Genomic DNA, 12,630 nt, shown 5'->3' on the forward strand with positions numbered 1-12,630 from the left:
TTATAACTTGCAGCTGATTCGTGCTATCGGCGAACGACCAGATACAAGCCGACAGCCACCATGATTCCCGCTGGCCAGTGCGCCCAATCGGTCAGTGGACCGCCAGCGGCGAGGATTGCTCCGCCGGCCAGATGCGCGCAACCGAGCAGGCGCAGGAACCAGTCATCCTTGCGTCGATGCCATGGCGGCGGCGGGTCGTTGGCGTGCGGCTGCGACATGCGTTCGAGCAGGTCGCGGGCCATGTTGGCCAGGTGCGGAATCTGCTCGAACTGGCTCTGCACGTTGCCCAGCAAGGCTTTGGGGCTGACACGCTCGCGCATCCAGCGTTCGAGGAACGGCTGCGCGGTGTTCCACAGATCCAGATCCGGATACAGCTGACGCCCGAGGCCTTCGATGTTGAGCAGGGTCTTTTGCAACAGTACCAGCTGCGGCTGCACTTCCATGTTGAAGCGTCGCGCCGTCTGGAACAGGCGCATCAGCACCTGACCGAATGAAATATCTTTTAACGGTTTTTCGAAGATCGGTTCGCACACTGTGCGGATCGCCGCTTCGAATTCGTTGAGCTTGGTTTCCGCCGGCACCCAGCCCGAATCGATGTGCAGTTGTGCCACGCGACGGTAATCACGCTTGAAGAAGGCAAACAGGTTGCGCGCCAGATAATCCTGGTCTTCCGGGGTCAGGCTGCCGACGATGCCGCAGTCGATCGCGATGTATTGCGGGCTCCACGGGTTGACGGTGCTGACGAAGATGTTGCCCGGGTGCATGTCAGCGTGGAAAAAGCTGTCGCGAAACACTTGGGTGAAGAAGATCTCCACGCCACGCTCGGCGAGCATTTTCATGTCGGTGCGCTGGTCGGCAAGGGTCGCCAGATCGGTGACCTGGATGCCGTAAATACGCTCCATCACCAGCACTTTCGGCCGGCACCAGTCCCAGTAGACTTGCGGCACATAGAGCAGTGACGAGCCTTCAAAATTGCGCCGCAGCTGGCTGGCGTTGGCCGCCTCGCGCAGCAGGTCGAGTTCGTCGTAAATGGTTTTTTCGTAATCCAGCACCACATCGACCGGGTGCAGCAGACGCGCGTCGGCCGAGAGTTTTTCGGCGGCGCGGGCGAGGATGAACAGCCACGCCAGATCCTGCGCGATGATCGGTTTCAGACCCGGACGGATTACCTTCACCACCACTTCTTCACCGGACTTCAACTGCGCGGCATGCACCTGCGCCACCGAAGCCGAGGCCAGCGGCTCGACGTCGAAACGGCTGAACACTTCGCTGATCTTCTTGCCCAGCTGTTCTTCGATGAGCTTGACCGACAGCTGCGAATCGAACGGCGGGACCCGGTCCTGCAGCAGCATCAGCTCATCGGCGATGTCCTCTGGCAGCAGGTCGCGGCGGGTCGAAAGAATCTGCCCGAACTTGATGAAGATCGGCCCCAGATCCTGCAACGCCAGACGCAGGCACGCGCCGCGGCTCAGCTCCAGGCGTTTGCGCGGCAACCAGCGCCACGGCAGCACAAAGCGCAGCGCCAGGAGAAACCAGGGCAGCGGCAGGGCGAACAGCAGGTCATCGAGGCGGTAGCGGATCACGACGCGCTGGATGCGCAACAGACGGCGGACGGCAAGCAGCTTCATGCGTTATCGCTTGGGTCGAGGGATCGGGAAAGGCGCTCGAAACGCGCCTCGAGTCGTTCCAGATCAAGTTTGATCCGGTCCAGTTCGCTGAACCGCGCTTCGGCTTCGCGCTGCCCGACGAGGGTGCGTGATTCTTCGGCGAGGTATTCGGCGAGGTTCTGGTTGAGGCTGGCAAATCCTTGCTGATACCAGCGCGCGCGGCTGCGCAGGTGGCCGCCGAGCAATTGCGTGGCAACCGGGCCGAGCCAGCGCGAGAGTTCGTACTCCCAGTCCAGCTCGAGATCCTGCAGCACACCAGCCAATTCCAGCAGCACGCCGCTGTCGCCGTCGAGCTCGACTTCCGGCGCGTGCAGCACAGCGGTCTTGTCTTTGCTCAAGGCCAGTTTGACCAGGCTTGAAGCCGGCGCACGCAGGGTGCAGTCGACGCCGGCTGCCCACTGCGAAGCAAGCATCAAGCCTTCGTCACTGGGCAGAATGAACAATTGCAATGCCGGGCTGCGGCAGTCGACGGCAATCACCTTGCCGGTCAAATGCGCCAGCCGCGGCAGCGCCGTGCTGTCGAGACGCAGCACCCGGTTGAGGCCGAGTTCAATGCTGGCGAGCAGCCCGGTGAGCAACATCAGGGCTTGATGCCGCGGTGCAGGGCAACGATGCCTGCGGTCATGTTGTGATAGGTCACGCGGTCGAAACCGGCATCGACCATCATCGACTTCAGGGTTTCCTGATTCGGGTGCATGCGGATCGATTCGGCCAGGTAGCGATAGCTTTCCGAGTCATTGGTGATCAGCTTGCCCATCAGCGGCATGAAGGCGAACGAATAGGCGTCGTAGGCTTTGGACATCAGCGAGTTGGTCGGCTTGGAGAACTCCAGCACCAGCAGACGGCCACCGGGCTTGAGCACGCGCAGCATCGAACGCAGGGCGTCCTCTTTGTGCGTCACGTTGCGCAGACCGAAGGCTATGGTCACGCAGTCGAAATGGTTGTCCGGGAACGGCAGTTTTTCCGCGTCCGCCTGAACGAACTCGACGTTGCCGGCGACCCCCAGATCCAGCAGGCGGTCACGGCCGACCTTGAGCATCGATTCGTTGATGTCGGCCAGCACCACCTGACCGGTCGGGCCGACCAGGTGCGAGAATTTGCGGGTCAGGTCACCGGTGCCGCCGGCGATGTCGAGCACGCGGTTACCGCTGCGCACGCCGGACAGTTCGATCGCGAAACGCTTCCACAGACGGTGCATGCCGCCCGACAGAAGGTCGTTCATCAGGTCGTATTTGGCGGCTACCGAGTGGAAAACCTCAGCGACTTTTTCCGCTTTCTGGCTTTCCGGAACGTTTTTGAAGCCGAAGTGAGTGGTGGGTTCGGCATCGCTGCCTTTGCGCTGATCAGTCATATCGCTGTCACCAAAAGAGAATGCGCGACATTCTAATCCCCAAGCCATGCTTTGTCTTCGAATGGCTAAAGGTAAGATGGGCCACCTTCGGGACGATTTGCCGCAGTGGCGGTCAAGATCTACCGACACACCTTCATCTATCAGGAGTCATTCGATGGCCAAAATCAGTGTTGAGCGTGCCCACACCCTGGGCAAGGAAGCCGCCCGCGAGAAGGCCGACAAACTGGCCCAAAAGCTCAATGAACAATACGGTCTGGAGCCGCAGTGGTCCGGCGACACCCTGAACCTCAAGCGCTCGGGCGTGAAAGGCGCCGTTCACGTGGCGGACGATTCGATCAAGGTCGACGTCGAACTGGGCCTGATGATGTCGGCCATGAGCGGCATGATCAAAGCCGAGATCGAAAAGGCCCTCGACAAAGCGCTGGCCTGATTCTCATGTAAAACGCGATCCCCTGTAGGAGTGAGCCTGCTCGCGATAGCGGTGTAGCAGTCAAGAATGATGACGACTGACACACCGCTATCGCGAGCAGGCTCACTCCTACATTTGTTTTGTGATGCTCCCACTGGTTAGGGTGCCCTTTCTAATTTTTCTACCTACTTTGTGCCTGAGCCCGACACCCGTCCGGGCAGTTCCTCAAACCTTCTGCGCGTGAGGTGCACCATGGCCAAAGTTATTTTGAAGAAAAAAATCGACGCTCCGACTTCGACGCTGAACGACGTCAGGTCCTATGCCCGCAAGATCTGGCTGGCTGGCCTGGGTGCCTACGCCAAGGTCGGACAAGAGGGTAGCGAGTACTTTCAAGAGCTGATCGAAGCCGGTCAAATCGTTGAAAAGAAAGGCAAAAAGGCAGTCACCGAAAAACTGGTCGCGGCCAATGTCGAGATCGATGAGGCCGCCACTCAGGTCAGCTCTTTCAAAGGTCGTGTCGAAGTTCAACTGGACAAGGTCGAGAAGGCCTTCGACAGCCGCGTAGCAAGCGCCTTGAATCGCATCGGCATTCCGTCTAAACATGACGTTGAGACACTCTCTGCTAAGCTCGATGAGCTGACGGCATTGCTCGAACGCGTCGCGCGTAAATCTTAAGGAGAACGGGATGGCTGGTAAAAAGAACACCGATAAAGAAAGCAGCTCGTGGGTCGGGAAGGTCGAGTCGTACTCCCGCAAAATCTGGCTGGCGGGTTTAGGCGTGTACTCGAAGATCGACACTGACGGCAGCAAGCTCTTCGACACATTGGTCAAAGACGGCGAGAAAGCCGAGAAGCTCACCAAGTCTGCGGTTGGCAAAAAAGTCGAGGACTCGACCTCTTCGGCGAAGTCGCGCATCAGCGGCGTGAAAGACCGCGCCATGGGCAAGTGGGACGAGCTCGAAGGGGCTTTCGACAAGCGCCTGAACAGCGCGATTTCACGCCTCGGTGTGCCAAGCCGCAATGAGGTCAAGGCGCTCAACGCCAAGGTCGATACGCTGACCAGACAGATCGAAAAACTTACCGGTCTGAAAGCCCAGCCTGTAGCGGCGAAAACCGCTGCGGCGAAACCGGCAGCCAAGACTGCAGCGGCCAAGCCCGCGGCGAAAACCGCGGCCAAGCCACTGACCAAAGCGGCGGCCAAACCGGCAGCGAAAGCCGCCGCCAAACCAGCCGCGAAAACGGCCGCCGCCAAGCCAGCGGCTAAAGCTTCCGCCAAACCGGTGGCAGCGAAAGCCGCGGCGAAACCTGCGGCTAAAACGGCAGCGAAACCAGCGACCAAGCCAGCAGCGAAAACCGCTGCCGCCAAGCCTGCAGCCAAGCCAGCCACCAAACCGGCTGCGGCGAAAAAGCCTGCGGTGAAAAAACCGGCTGTACCGAAAGCCGCTGCGCCAAAGCCGGCCGCTGCGGCATCGACTGCTCCAACCGCTCCGGCCAACGCGGCAAACTCCGCTGCGGCACCCACGGCAGCAGCCACCCCGACTGCAGCATCGACCCCGTCGACGCCATCCAGTCAGTCCTGATTCATCAGGGCAAAACAAAACGCCCGGCCTGTGGAGGTCGGGCGTTTTTGTTTGTGCATACCAAGTCTGCCCTCACCCCAGCCCTCTCCCGGAGGGAGAGGGGGCCGACCGCGGTGTCTTGCGTTATACATCGACCTGAAAAATCCAGTCGATTATGGATTCAACGAAGCTCGCTCAGGTCGGCGTAGCTCTTGAAAATCCCCCGATCGATCCCCTCTCCCTCTGGGAGAGGGTTAGGGTGAGGGGATTTTGCAGGCAGACCGGATTTTGAGAGCAGCCTGATCATGGATTCAACGAAGGTCGTTCAGGTCGGCCTGGCTCTTGAGCATCCCCTGTCCGGTCCCCTCCCCTTTGGGAGAGGGCTAGGCGGGCGGCGTTCCGATGAGGGGCTTTTGCCGTCAGTCATGATCCTCAAGGTATTGCAGCGCCATCCGCTCCGTCGCCACTTTCACCGGCGGCAACAAATGCGGCGCCACCAGCATCATGATCTGGTACACCACCAGCCGCACCTCGCCCTCACGATCGAGAATTCGCTGGTAATCCAGGGAAAACAGCAGCGTCAGGGTGATCTGCTCCACCAGTTGTCCCAATGCCTGCGTATCGCTGACCAGTTGCCCCGCTGCCTTCAGCCGCGCCAGCAATGAAGCCAGCGTGCGTTTCAGCGCGTTGAGCAGATGACGTATGCCCTTGGCCAGTTTCGGCAGGCGCCCGGCGAGGTTCGACAGGTCTTGGAACAGGAATCGGTATTGCGCCAGGCGCTCGACGATCAGGTGCAGAAACAACCAATAATCCTCCGGCGCGAGTTCCACGTCCGACGGCGGATCGAGCAGTGGTGCCAGTTCCTGCTGGAAGCGTTCGAACAAGCCGAGGATCAGCGGTTCCTTGCCGTGGAAGTGGTAGTAGAGGTTGCCGGGGCTGATCCCCATTTCATTGGCGACCTCCATGGTCGAAACGTTCGGTTCGCCCTTTTCGTTGAACAGGTGCAGCGCACATTCGAGAATCCGGTCGCGGGTTTTCATCCAGTCTTCTTAGAAAATTGTCGTTGAACGTCAGCGCACTCGCACGTAAGTACCGGGTGCTGCCTCCATCGGCGGATAGTTGGGGTTGCCGAGTGCCATGCGGGTTTCGTGCTGCGCGCCCGAGCGCTGTTGAATCCACTCCAGCCACTGCGGCCACCAACTGCCGTCGACACGTTTGGCGTCGTAGTACCAGGCGCGCGGGTCGCTGCTCATCCTGGCGTTTTCGACGTAGTTGGCTTTTGGGTTGCTCGGCGGGTTGAGGATGCTTTGTACGTGGCCGCTGTTGGACAGCACGAAGCGCTTGTCGCCGCCCAGCAGCAGGGTCGAGCGATACACCGCGTCCCACGGCGTGATGTGGTCGTTCATGCCGGCCACGCTGAAACTGTCGACGGTGACTTTCTGCAGATCGATGGGCGTGCCGCAGACTTCCAGCCCGCCAGGATGGGTCAGCGGGTTGTGCTTGAAGAAATCCAGCAGATCGCCGTGCAATGCCGCCGGCAGGCGCGTGTTGTCGTTGTTCCAGTAGAGAATGTCGAAGGCGGGCGGCTCCTTGCCCAACAGGTAGTTGTTGACGAAGTAACTCCAGATCAAATCGTTGGGGCGCATCCAGGCGAAGACTTTGGCCATGTCGCGACCGTCGAGCACGCCCTGCTGATACGAACGCCGCTTGGCCGCTTCGAGAGTCTGTTCATCGACGAACAGCGTCGCCGGGGTTTCGATCTGGCTGTCGAGCAGGCTGACCAGATAGGTCGCACTGGCGACACGTCGCAGCTGCCGCTTGGCCTGCAGATGCCCTTGCAGCGCCGCGATGGTCAGGCCGCCGGCGCAGGCGCCCATCAGGTTGACCTCGCGGGCGCCGGTGATCGCCCGGCAAATGTTCATCGCTTCTTCCACAGCCTCGACGTAGCTCGACAGGCCCCATTCGCGATGGCGCACATCCGGGTTGCGCCAACTGATCATGAAGGTCTGCAAGCCGTTTTTCAGCGCGTACTGGACGAAGCTGTTGTGCGGGCTCAGGTCGAAAATGTAGTACTTGTTGATTTGCGGCGGCACCACCAGCAGCGGCTTGGCGTATTGCTTTTCGCTCATGGGCCGGTACTGGATCAGTTCGAGCATTTCGTTGCGAAACACCACCGAGCCGGTGGTGGTGGCGACGGTCTTGCCGACTTCGAATGCCTGTCGTGTCACCTGGCGTGGCAGGCCGTCGTTGTGCAGCAGATCGTCGAACAGATGGCTGAGGCCGCGCACCAGGCTGTGGCCGCCGGAATTGAACAGCTCTTTGACTGCCAGCGGATTGAGCAGCGTGTTGGACGGTGCCACGGCGTCGTTGAGCAGGGTGAAGACGAATTGCGCGCGGGCGCGGTCTTCGGGGCTCATGTCGCTGTCGTCGATCCAGCTCTTGACCTGCTTCTGCCAGGCGAGATATGCCTGCAGGCTGCGCCGATAGAACGGGTTGAGACTCCACGCCGGATCGGCAAAGCGGCTGTCGTTCGGATGGGTCGGATGCAGGGTTTCGCCGAGCAGCACGCGGCCCAGTTGGCCGCCCAGCTTCAAGGCATGCCTTGCCGTGTGGACCGGGTTGCGCAAGCCATGGGCGGCGACGCTGCGCAGGGTCGAGAGCAGGTCGCGACCGTGCAGGCCGGTGATCGCACTTTGTGCGTTGATAAACACGGCGGGGCTGGGCACCACGCCCGTCGCTGGTTTGTCGCGCATGACTCAACACTCCTTCGTCTTCAGGGCAAAAGCAAACTCACCGAACCAGAACACCATAGACGCTGTTACGGGTTGCTGCCTGCGCGGCGTCCTGCCGCGCACTCATGGGTAAAGCCCTGCATAAAGCCTGCCGCTGCGTTCAGCCGCCGAGCGGGGTCGGATGCGGATGCATCACCGCGCGCTGACGCTCCTCCTGGAGGAATTTCATGATGATCGGCGCCACCGCCTCGGCGCGGGTGATCAGGAACAGGTGGCCGTCATCGATGATGTGCAACTGCGCATTGGGAATGCGCCAGGCGAGCACGCGCATGTTGATCAACGGGATCAGCGGGTCGTCATCGCCGGCCAGCACCAGCGTCGGCTGATGGATCTTGTGCAGCCAGTGAATGCTGGTCCAGCCGAGGCCGGCGAACAGTTGCCAGTAGTAACCGAGCTTGCCCGCCGAACGCACTTTCGCCGCATGGCTGGCCGCCAGCGTCGGGTCGCGCCGGAACGAGCCGCCGTAGATCATCGGCGCGATGCGAATGACGTGGGACGGCTGAATGTAGCGCCGCGGACTGGCCATCATCCACAGCACTTTCGGTTTGCCCGGCACCATCACCGCACCGGCAGCGGTGGCCGCCAGTACCAGCTTCTTGCAGCGTTCGGGATAGTCGTAGGCGAACTGCTGCGCCAGTGCGCCACCCCACGACACGCCGATGACATTGACCTGACCGTAGTCGAGGTAGTCGAGCATCCGCGCCGTCAGCTTGGCCAGCCCGGGAAAGCGATACGGCCGGTTCGGCGTCGAGGAACCGCCGACTCCGGGAACGTCGAAGGCGATCACTTCCAGGTCCGGGTCCAGCGCCGCGACGAACGGAAATACCAGCTCCAGGTTGGCGCCGATGCCGTTGAAAATCAGCAAGGGCGTCAAGTGCGGCTTGCCGGGACGCACCGCCGTGCGAAGGGTCTGGCCATCCAGATCGACGGTGCGGAATATGAACGGTTGCGGCATGCGTGAGGCCCTGTAGATTTCAAGTGCACCCGTATCTCTGTAGGAGTGAGCCTGCTCGCGATAGCGTACATCCAGTCAACGAATAGGTTGAATCTGATGCCCTCATCGCGAGCAGGCTCACTCCTACAGTGGAGTTGTGGTGGTGTCAGTTACCGTTCGTGAACATAAGTGCCCGGCGCAGCCTCGCCCGCCGGATACGCCTTGTTGCCCAGTTTCACCGGGGCCTTTTTCAGGTTGCCCGAGCGCTCGGCCAGCCACGCCTGCCAATGCAGCCACCAGGAATCGGTGTGCTTGGTCGAGTTCTCTTGCCATTCATCGGCATTGGCGGCCATTTCTTCACTGGTCATGTAGCGCGATTTCGGATTGCCCGGCGGATTGAGAATGCTCTGGATATGGCCGCTGCTCGACAGCACGAATTCAACTTTTCCACCGAATAGCTGCGCCGACTTGTAGCAGGACTTCCACGGGGTGATGTGGTCGTTGGTGCCGGCCAGCGAAAAGATGTCGGCGGTGACCTGCTTGAGATCGATCGGCGTGCCGCACACTTCCAGTGCGTTGGGGCGAATCAATGGATTGTTTTTGAACATCTCGATCAGGTCGCCGTGGAACGCCGCCGGCAAGCGCGTGGTGTCGTTGTTCCAGAACAGAATGTCGAATACCGGCGGCTCGTTGCCGAGCAGGTAGTTGTTGACCCAGTAGTTCCAGATCAGATCATTCGGGCGCATCCAGGCGAAGACCTTGGCCATGTCTTTTCCCTCCAGCACGCCAGCCTGGTAGGAGTGGCGCTTGGCGGTCTCCAGGGTCTGCTCATCGACGAACAGGGCGACGTCGCTGTCCAGGGTGGTGTCGAGCACGCTGACCAGCAGGGTGAGGGCGTTGACCTTGTTCTCGCCGATTGCCGCGTAGTGGCCGAGCAGGGCGGTGCAGGTGATGCCGCCGGAGCAGGCGCCGAGCATGTTCACGTCTTTGCTGCCGGTGATCGCGGTGACCACGTCGACCGCTTCTTTCAGCGCCTCGATGTAGGTCGAGAGGCCCCACTCACGCTGGGCCTTGGTCGGGTTGCGCCAGCTGATGATGAACGTCGGGACGTTATTGCGCAGGCAGAAACGCGCCAGGCTCTTGTCCGGGCTCAAGTCGAAAACGTAGAACTTGTTGATCTGCGGCGGCACCACCAGTAAGGGCCGTTCGTGGACCTGCTCGGTGATCGGCCGGTACTGGATCAGCTCCAGCACATCGTTGCGAAACACCACCGCGCCTTCGGTCACGCCGAGGCTCTTGCCGACCTCGAACGCACCCATGTTGACCTGGCTCGGCATGCCGCCGTTGTGCACCAGATCCTTGGCCAGATGCGAGAGGCCATCGAGCAGGCTCTTGCCGCCGGTTTCGAAGAAACGCTTGACCGCTGCCGGGTTGGCCGCGGTGTTGGTTGGCGCCATGGCTTCGGTCATCAGGTTGATGACAAAGTGGCCGCGGGCGATATCTTTGGGAGTCAGGCTGCTGTCGTCGATCCAGGCATGGAGTTCCTTGCGCCAGGCCAGATAGGTTTGCAGATAACGTTTATAGAGCGGGTTCTGGCTCCACGCGGGATCGGCAAAGCGACGGTCGTCACCGGCCGGTTGCAGTTCGGATTTGCCGAACAGCACGTTCTTCAGCTCGAGGCCGAAATGGGTCACGTGTTTAACACTATGGATCGGTTGTTTGATGGCCTGTTTCAGCACCATCCGAGCAGAGGCCAGCAGATCCTTTCCGCGCAGCCCAACGACGGGATTAAGCCCCAGGGTGTTTTCCGAGGCTTGATACTTCAGGTCATCGTTATTCTTGTTACTCATCTACGACGCTCCATTGTCCTGAGACGAGTACCCGGTTTGCGGCTGTGCAGTTCCACAGCCAATGCCAGGTACTACTGCTCGGGTGACCGTTGATTCTGCATAGCTGCTTTACAGTCGTAGAGCATTGCAGGGAACTTGCCAGCTCCATTGGTTACCCGAGTTTAATTTTTTTCGCAAGCAGGCCGATCCTCGGCCATACAGCGGAGCATTCAAACAGATGAAGTTAGAAAATGCCTTCTAATGAGCGCAAGGCTCGGGCTAGAGCATCAGCTTGACGAACGACTCGTTCGGATCGCGGGTTTTTCCGGCGGCACGCAACTCGGCGAGATAATCGTCCCAGAGTTCTTTCTGGCGTTTGCCGAGTTCGTAGAGGTAATCCCACGTGAACAAGCCGCTGTCATGACCGTCGTCAAAGGTCAGTTTCAGTGCGTAGTTGCCGGCCGGTTCCAGCTTGCTCAAGCCAACGTTGAGCTTGCCGAATTGCAGGATCGGTTTGCCGTGGCCCTGGACCTCGGCGGAGGGCGAATGCACGCGCAGGAATTCGGCGGGCAGGGTGAATTCTTCGCCGGACGCGTAGGTCAGCGTCAGGGTTTTCGAGGCTTTGTGCAGTTTGATGTCGGTAGGAATCATAGGAGAAGCCTTCAGCTGCGAGCTACAAGCGGCAAGCTTAACTCAGCTTGCCGCGCGTAGCTTGTAGCTTGCCGCTTTACAGAATGTAGCGGGACAGGTCTTCATTCTGCGCCAATTCGCCGAGGTGGCTGTTGACGTATTCGGCGTCGATCAGAATCGGCTTGTCGTCGTGAGCGCTGGCCAGATCGCCGGCACTGAACGACACCTCTTCGAGCAGACGTTCAAGCAACGTGTGCAGGCGACGGGCACCGATGTTCTCGGTCTTTTCGTTGACCTGCCAGGCGATTTCCGCCAGACGCTTGATGCCTTCCGGCTGGAACTGGATATGCAGCCCCTCGGTTTTCAGCAACGCGCAGTATTGCTCGGTGAGCGAAGCGTGCGGTTCGCTGAGAATGCGCTCGAAGTCTTCCGGGCTCAGCGCCTTGAGTTCGACGCGGATCGGCAGACGGCCTTGCAGTTCTGGCACCAGATCGCTCGGCTTGCTCAGGTGGAACGCACCGGAGGCGATGAACAGGATGTGGTCAGTCTTGACCATGCCCAGCTTGGTGTTGACGGTGCAGCCTTCGATCAGCGGCAGCAGGTCGCGCTGCACGCCTTCACGGGAGACATCGGCGCCGCTGACGTTACCGCGCTTGGCGACTTTGTCGATCTCGTCGATGAACACGATGCCGTGCTGCTCGACCGCTTCCAGCGCCTTGGCCTTGAGTTCTTCCTCGTTGACCAGACGCCCGGCTTCTTCGTCGCGCACCAGTTTCAGCGCTTCCTTGACCTTGAGCTTGCGCGACTTCTTCTTGCCCTTGCCCATGTTGGCGAACAAGGACTGCAGCTGGTTGGTCATCTCTTCCATGCCCGGCGGCGTGGCGATTTCGATGCCGGACACTTCGGCGACTTCGATCTCGATTTCCTTGTCGTCCAGCTGACCTTCACGCAGACGCTTGCGGAACAGCTGGCGGGTATTGGAATCGCTGGCCGGCGCCTCTTCATTGCTGAAGCCCATGCGTGCCGGTGGCAGCAGTGCATCGAGGATACGATCCTCGGCAGCGTCTTCGGCACGATGGCGTACGCGGGTCATTTCCTGCTCGCGGAGCATCTTGATCGCCGCGTCAGCCAGATCACGGATGATCGACTCGACGTCACGGCCGACGTAGCCGACCTCGGTGAATTTGGTCGCTTCGACCTTGATGAACGGCGCGTTGGCCAGTTTTGCCAAACGACGGGCGATCTCGGTTTTACCGACACCGGTCGGGCCGATCATCAGGATGTTCTTCGGCGTCACTTCAACGCGCAGCTCTTCAGGCAGCTGCATGCGGCGCCAGCGGTTGCGCAGGGCAATCGCGACGGCGCGCTTGGCATCGTCCTGGCCGATGATATGGCGATTGAGTTCGTGGACGATTTCGCGGGGAGTCATGGACATAATAATTGACGGTCCTCAAGCACAA

The 12,630-nt window shown here is 60.3% G+C and carries 12 protein-coding genes; 3 read left to right on the forward strand and 9 right to left on the reverse strand.

What is annotated here, in order from left to right; genetic code table 11:
* Nucleotides 1–23: 23 nt before the first annotated feature.
* The 3 genes from ubiB to ubiE are packed head-to-tail and all read right to left on the reverse strand — an operon-like array spanning nucleotide 24 to nucleotide 3,018.
* A complete protein-coding gene (ubiB, locus tag ACYYKW_RS02920) occupies nucleotides 24–1,628 on the reverse strand; it encodes a ubiquinone biosynthesis regulatory protein kinase UbiB (protein WP_093105832.1) in 1,605 nt (534 codons plus the stop codon).
* Nucleotides 1,625–2,248: a ubiquinone biosynthesis accessory factor UbiJ gene (locus ACYYKW_RS02925; RefSeq protein WP_464989369.1), complete on the reverse strand. Its 624-nt coding sequence runs from the start codon at nucleotides 2,246–2,248 to the stop codon at nucleotides 1,625–1,627. Before ACYYKW_RS02925 ends, ubiB begins: the two co-directional genes overlap by 4 nt.
* Nucleotides 2,248–3,018 (reverse strand): bifunctional demethylmenaquinone methyltransferase/2-methoxy-6-polyprenyl-1,4-benzoquinol methylase UbiE, encoded by a 771-nt coding sequence (gene ubiE, locus ACYYKW_RS02930; protein ID WP_093105824.1) that lies wholly within the window; start codon nucleotides 3,016–3,018, stop codon nucleotides 2,248–2,250. The genes ACYYKW_RS02925 and ubiE overlap by 1 nt, the downstream gene beginning before the upstream one ends.
* Before the next feature lie 154 nt (nucleotides 3,019–3,172).
* On the opposite strand from ubiE, the gene ACYYKW_RS02935 reads away from it, so the two are divergent.
* The 3 genes from ACYYKW_RS02935 to ACYYKW_RS02945 all read left to right on the forward strand — a co-directional run bounded on the left by ACYYKW_RS02935 (nucleotide 3,173) and on the right by ACYYKW_RS02945 (nucleotide 5,006).
* Complete coding sequence (locus tag ACYYKW_RS02935; RefSeq protein ID WP_090280360.1) at nucleotides 3,173–3,448, forward strand: polyhydroxyalkanoic acid system family protein; 276 nt, start codon at nucleotides 3,173–3,175, stop codon at nucleotides 3,446–3,448.
* Between the two features lie 231 nt (nucleotides 3,449–3,679).
* Entirely contained in the window at nucleotides 3,680–4,102 is a 423-nt protein-coding gene (locus tag ACYYKW_RS02940) for a phasin family protein (RefSeq protein ID WP_093105816.1), read from the forward strand.
* 10 nt (nucleotides 4,103–4,112) lie between these two features.
* A complete protein-coding gene (locus ACYYKW_RS02945) occupies nucleotides 4,113–5,006 on the forward strand; it encodes a phasin family protein (protein WP_464989370.1) in 894 nt (297 codons plus the stop codon).
* A gap of 398 nt (nucleotides 5,007–5,404) precedes the next feature.
* On the opposite strand, the gene ACYYKW_RS02950 is transcribed toward ACYYKW_RS02945, so the two are convergent.
* The 6 genes from ACYYKW_RS02950 to hslU form a co-directional block, all read right to left on the reverse strand.
* Nucleotides 5,405–6,025 (reverse strand): TetR/AcrR family transcriptional regulator, encoded by a 621-nt coding sequence (locus tag ACYYKW_RS02950; RefSeq protein WP_090280368.1) that lies wholly within the window; start codon nucleotides 6,023–6,025, stop codon nucleotides 5,405–5,407.
* Nucleotides 6,026–6,055: 30 nt separating this feature from the next.
* Entirely contained in the window at nucleotides 6,056–7,738 is a 1,683-nt protein-coding gene (phaC, locus tag ACYYKW_RS02955) for a class II poly(R)-hydroxyalkanoic acid synthase (protein ID WP_464989371.1), read from the reverse strand.
* Between the two features lie 139 nt (nucleotides 7,739–7,877).
* The gene (phaZ, locus tag ACYYKW_RS02960) at nucleotides 7,878–8,732 is read right to left on the reverse strand and encodes a poly(3-hydroxyalkanoate) depolymerase (RefSeq protein ID WP_090280374.1); all 855 of its coding nucleotides are present in this window, start codon (nucleotides 8,730–8,732) and stop codon (nucleotides 7,878–7,880) included.
* 149 nt (nucleotides 8,733–8,881) lie between these two features.
* The gene (phaC, locus tag ACYYKW_RS02965; RefSeq protein ID WP_464989372.1) at nucleotides 8,882–10,561 is read right to left on the reverse strand and encodes a class II poly(R)-hydroxyalkanoic acid synthase; all 1,680 of its coding nucleotides are present in this window, start codon (nucleotides 10,559–10,561) and stop codon (nucleotides 8,882–8,884) included.
* A gap of 258 nt (nucleotides 10,562–10,819) precedes the next feature.
* Nucleotides 10,820–11,191, reverse strand: a complete 372-nt coding sequence (locus tag ACYYKW_RS02970; RefSeq protein ID WP_093105797.1) for a gamma-butyrobetaine hydroxylase family protein — start codon at nucleotides 11,189–11,191, stop codon at nucleotides 10,820–10,822.
* A 76-nt stretch (nucleotides 11,192–11,267) separates the two neighbouring features.
* Entirely contained in the window at nucleotides 11,268–12,605 is a 1,338-nt protein-coding gene (hslU, locus tag ACYYKW_RS02975) for an ATP-dependent protease ATPase subunit HslU (protein WP_464989373.1), read from the reverse strand.
* Nucleotides 12,606–12,630 lie beyond the last annotated feature (25 nt).

It is taken from the genome of Pseudomonas sp. 15C (assembly GCF_055484735.1).

Excerpts from the sequence above, each read along its gene's own strand:
- ubiB (WP_093105832.1), bottom strand. The coding sequence starts at position 1,628 with ATGAAGCTGCTTGCCGTCCGCCGTCTGTTGCGCATCCAGCGCGTCGTG.
- ACYYKW_RS02925 (WP_464989369.1), bottom strand. The coding sequence starts at position 2,248 with ATGTTGCTCACCGGGCTGCTCGCCAGCATTGAACTCGGCCTCAACCGG.
- ubiE (WP_093105824.1), bottom strand. The coding sequence starts at position 3,018 with ATGACTGATCAGCGCAAAGGCAGCGATGCCGAACCCACCACTCACTTC.
- ACYYKW_RS02935 (WP_090280360.1), top strand. The coding sequence starts at position 3,173 with ATGGCCAAAATCAGTGTTGAGCGTGCCCACACCCTGGGCAAGGAAGCC.
- ACYYKW_RS02940 (WP_093105816.1), top strand. The coding sequence starts at position 3,680 with ATGGCCAAAGTTATTTTGAAGAAAAAAATCGACGCTCCGACTTCGACG.
- ACYYKW_RS02945 (WP_464989370.1), top strand. The coding sequence starts at position 4,113 with ATGGCTGGTAAAAAGAACACCGATAAAGAAAGCAGCTCGTGGGTCGGG.
- ACYYKW_RS02950 (WP_090280368.1), bottom strand. The coding sequence starts at position 6,025 with ATGAAAACCCGCGACCGGATTCTCGAATGTGCGCTGCACCTGTTCAAC.
- phaC (WP_464989371.1), bottom strand. The coding sequence starts at position 7,738 with ATGCGCGACAAACCAGCGACGGGCGTGGTGCCCAGCCCCGCCGTGTTT.
- phaZ (WP_090280374.1), bottom strand. The coding sequence starts at position 8,732 with ATGCCGCAACCGTTCATATTCCGCACCGTCGATCTGGATGGCCAGACC.
- phaC (WP_464989372.1), bottom strand. The coding sequence starts at position 10,561 with ATGAGTAACAAGAATAACGATGACCTGAAGTATCAAGCCTCGGAAAAC.
- ACYYKW_RS02970 (WP_093105797.1), bottom strand. The coding sequence starts at position 11,191 with ATGATTCCTACCGACATCAAACTGCACAAAGCCTCGAAAACCCTGACG.
- hslU (WP_464989373.1), bottom strand. The coding sequence starts at position 12,605 with ATGTCCATGACTCCCCGCGAAATCGTCCACGAACTCAATCGCCATATC.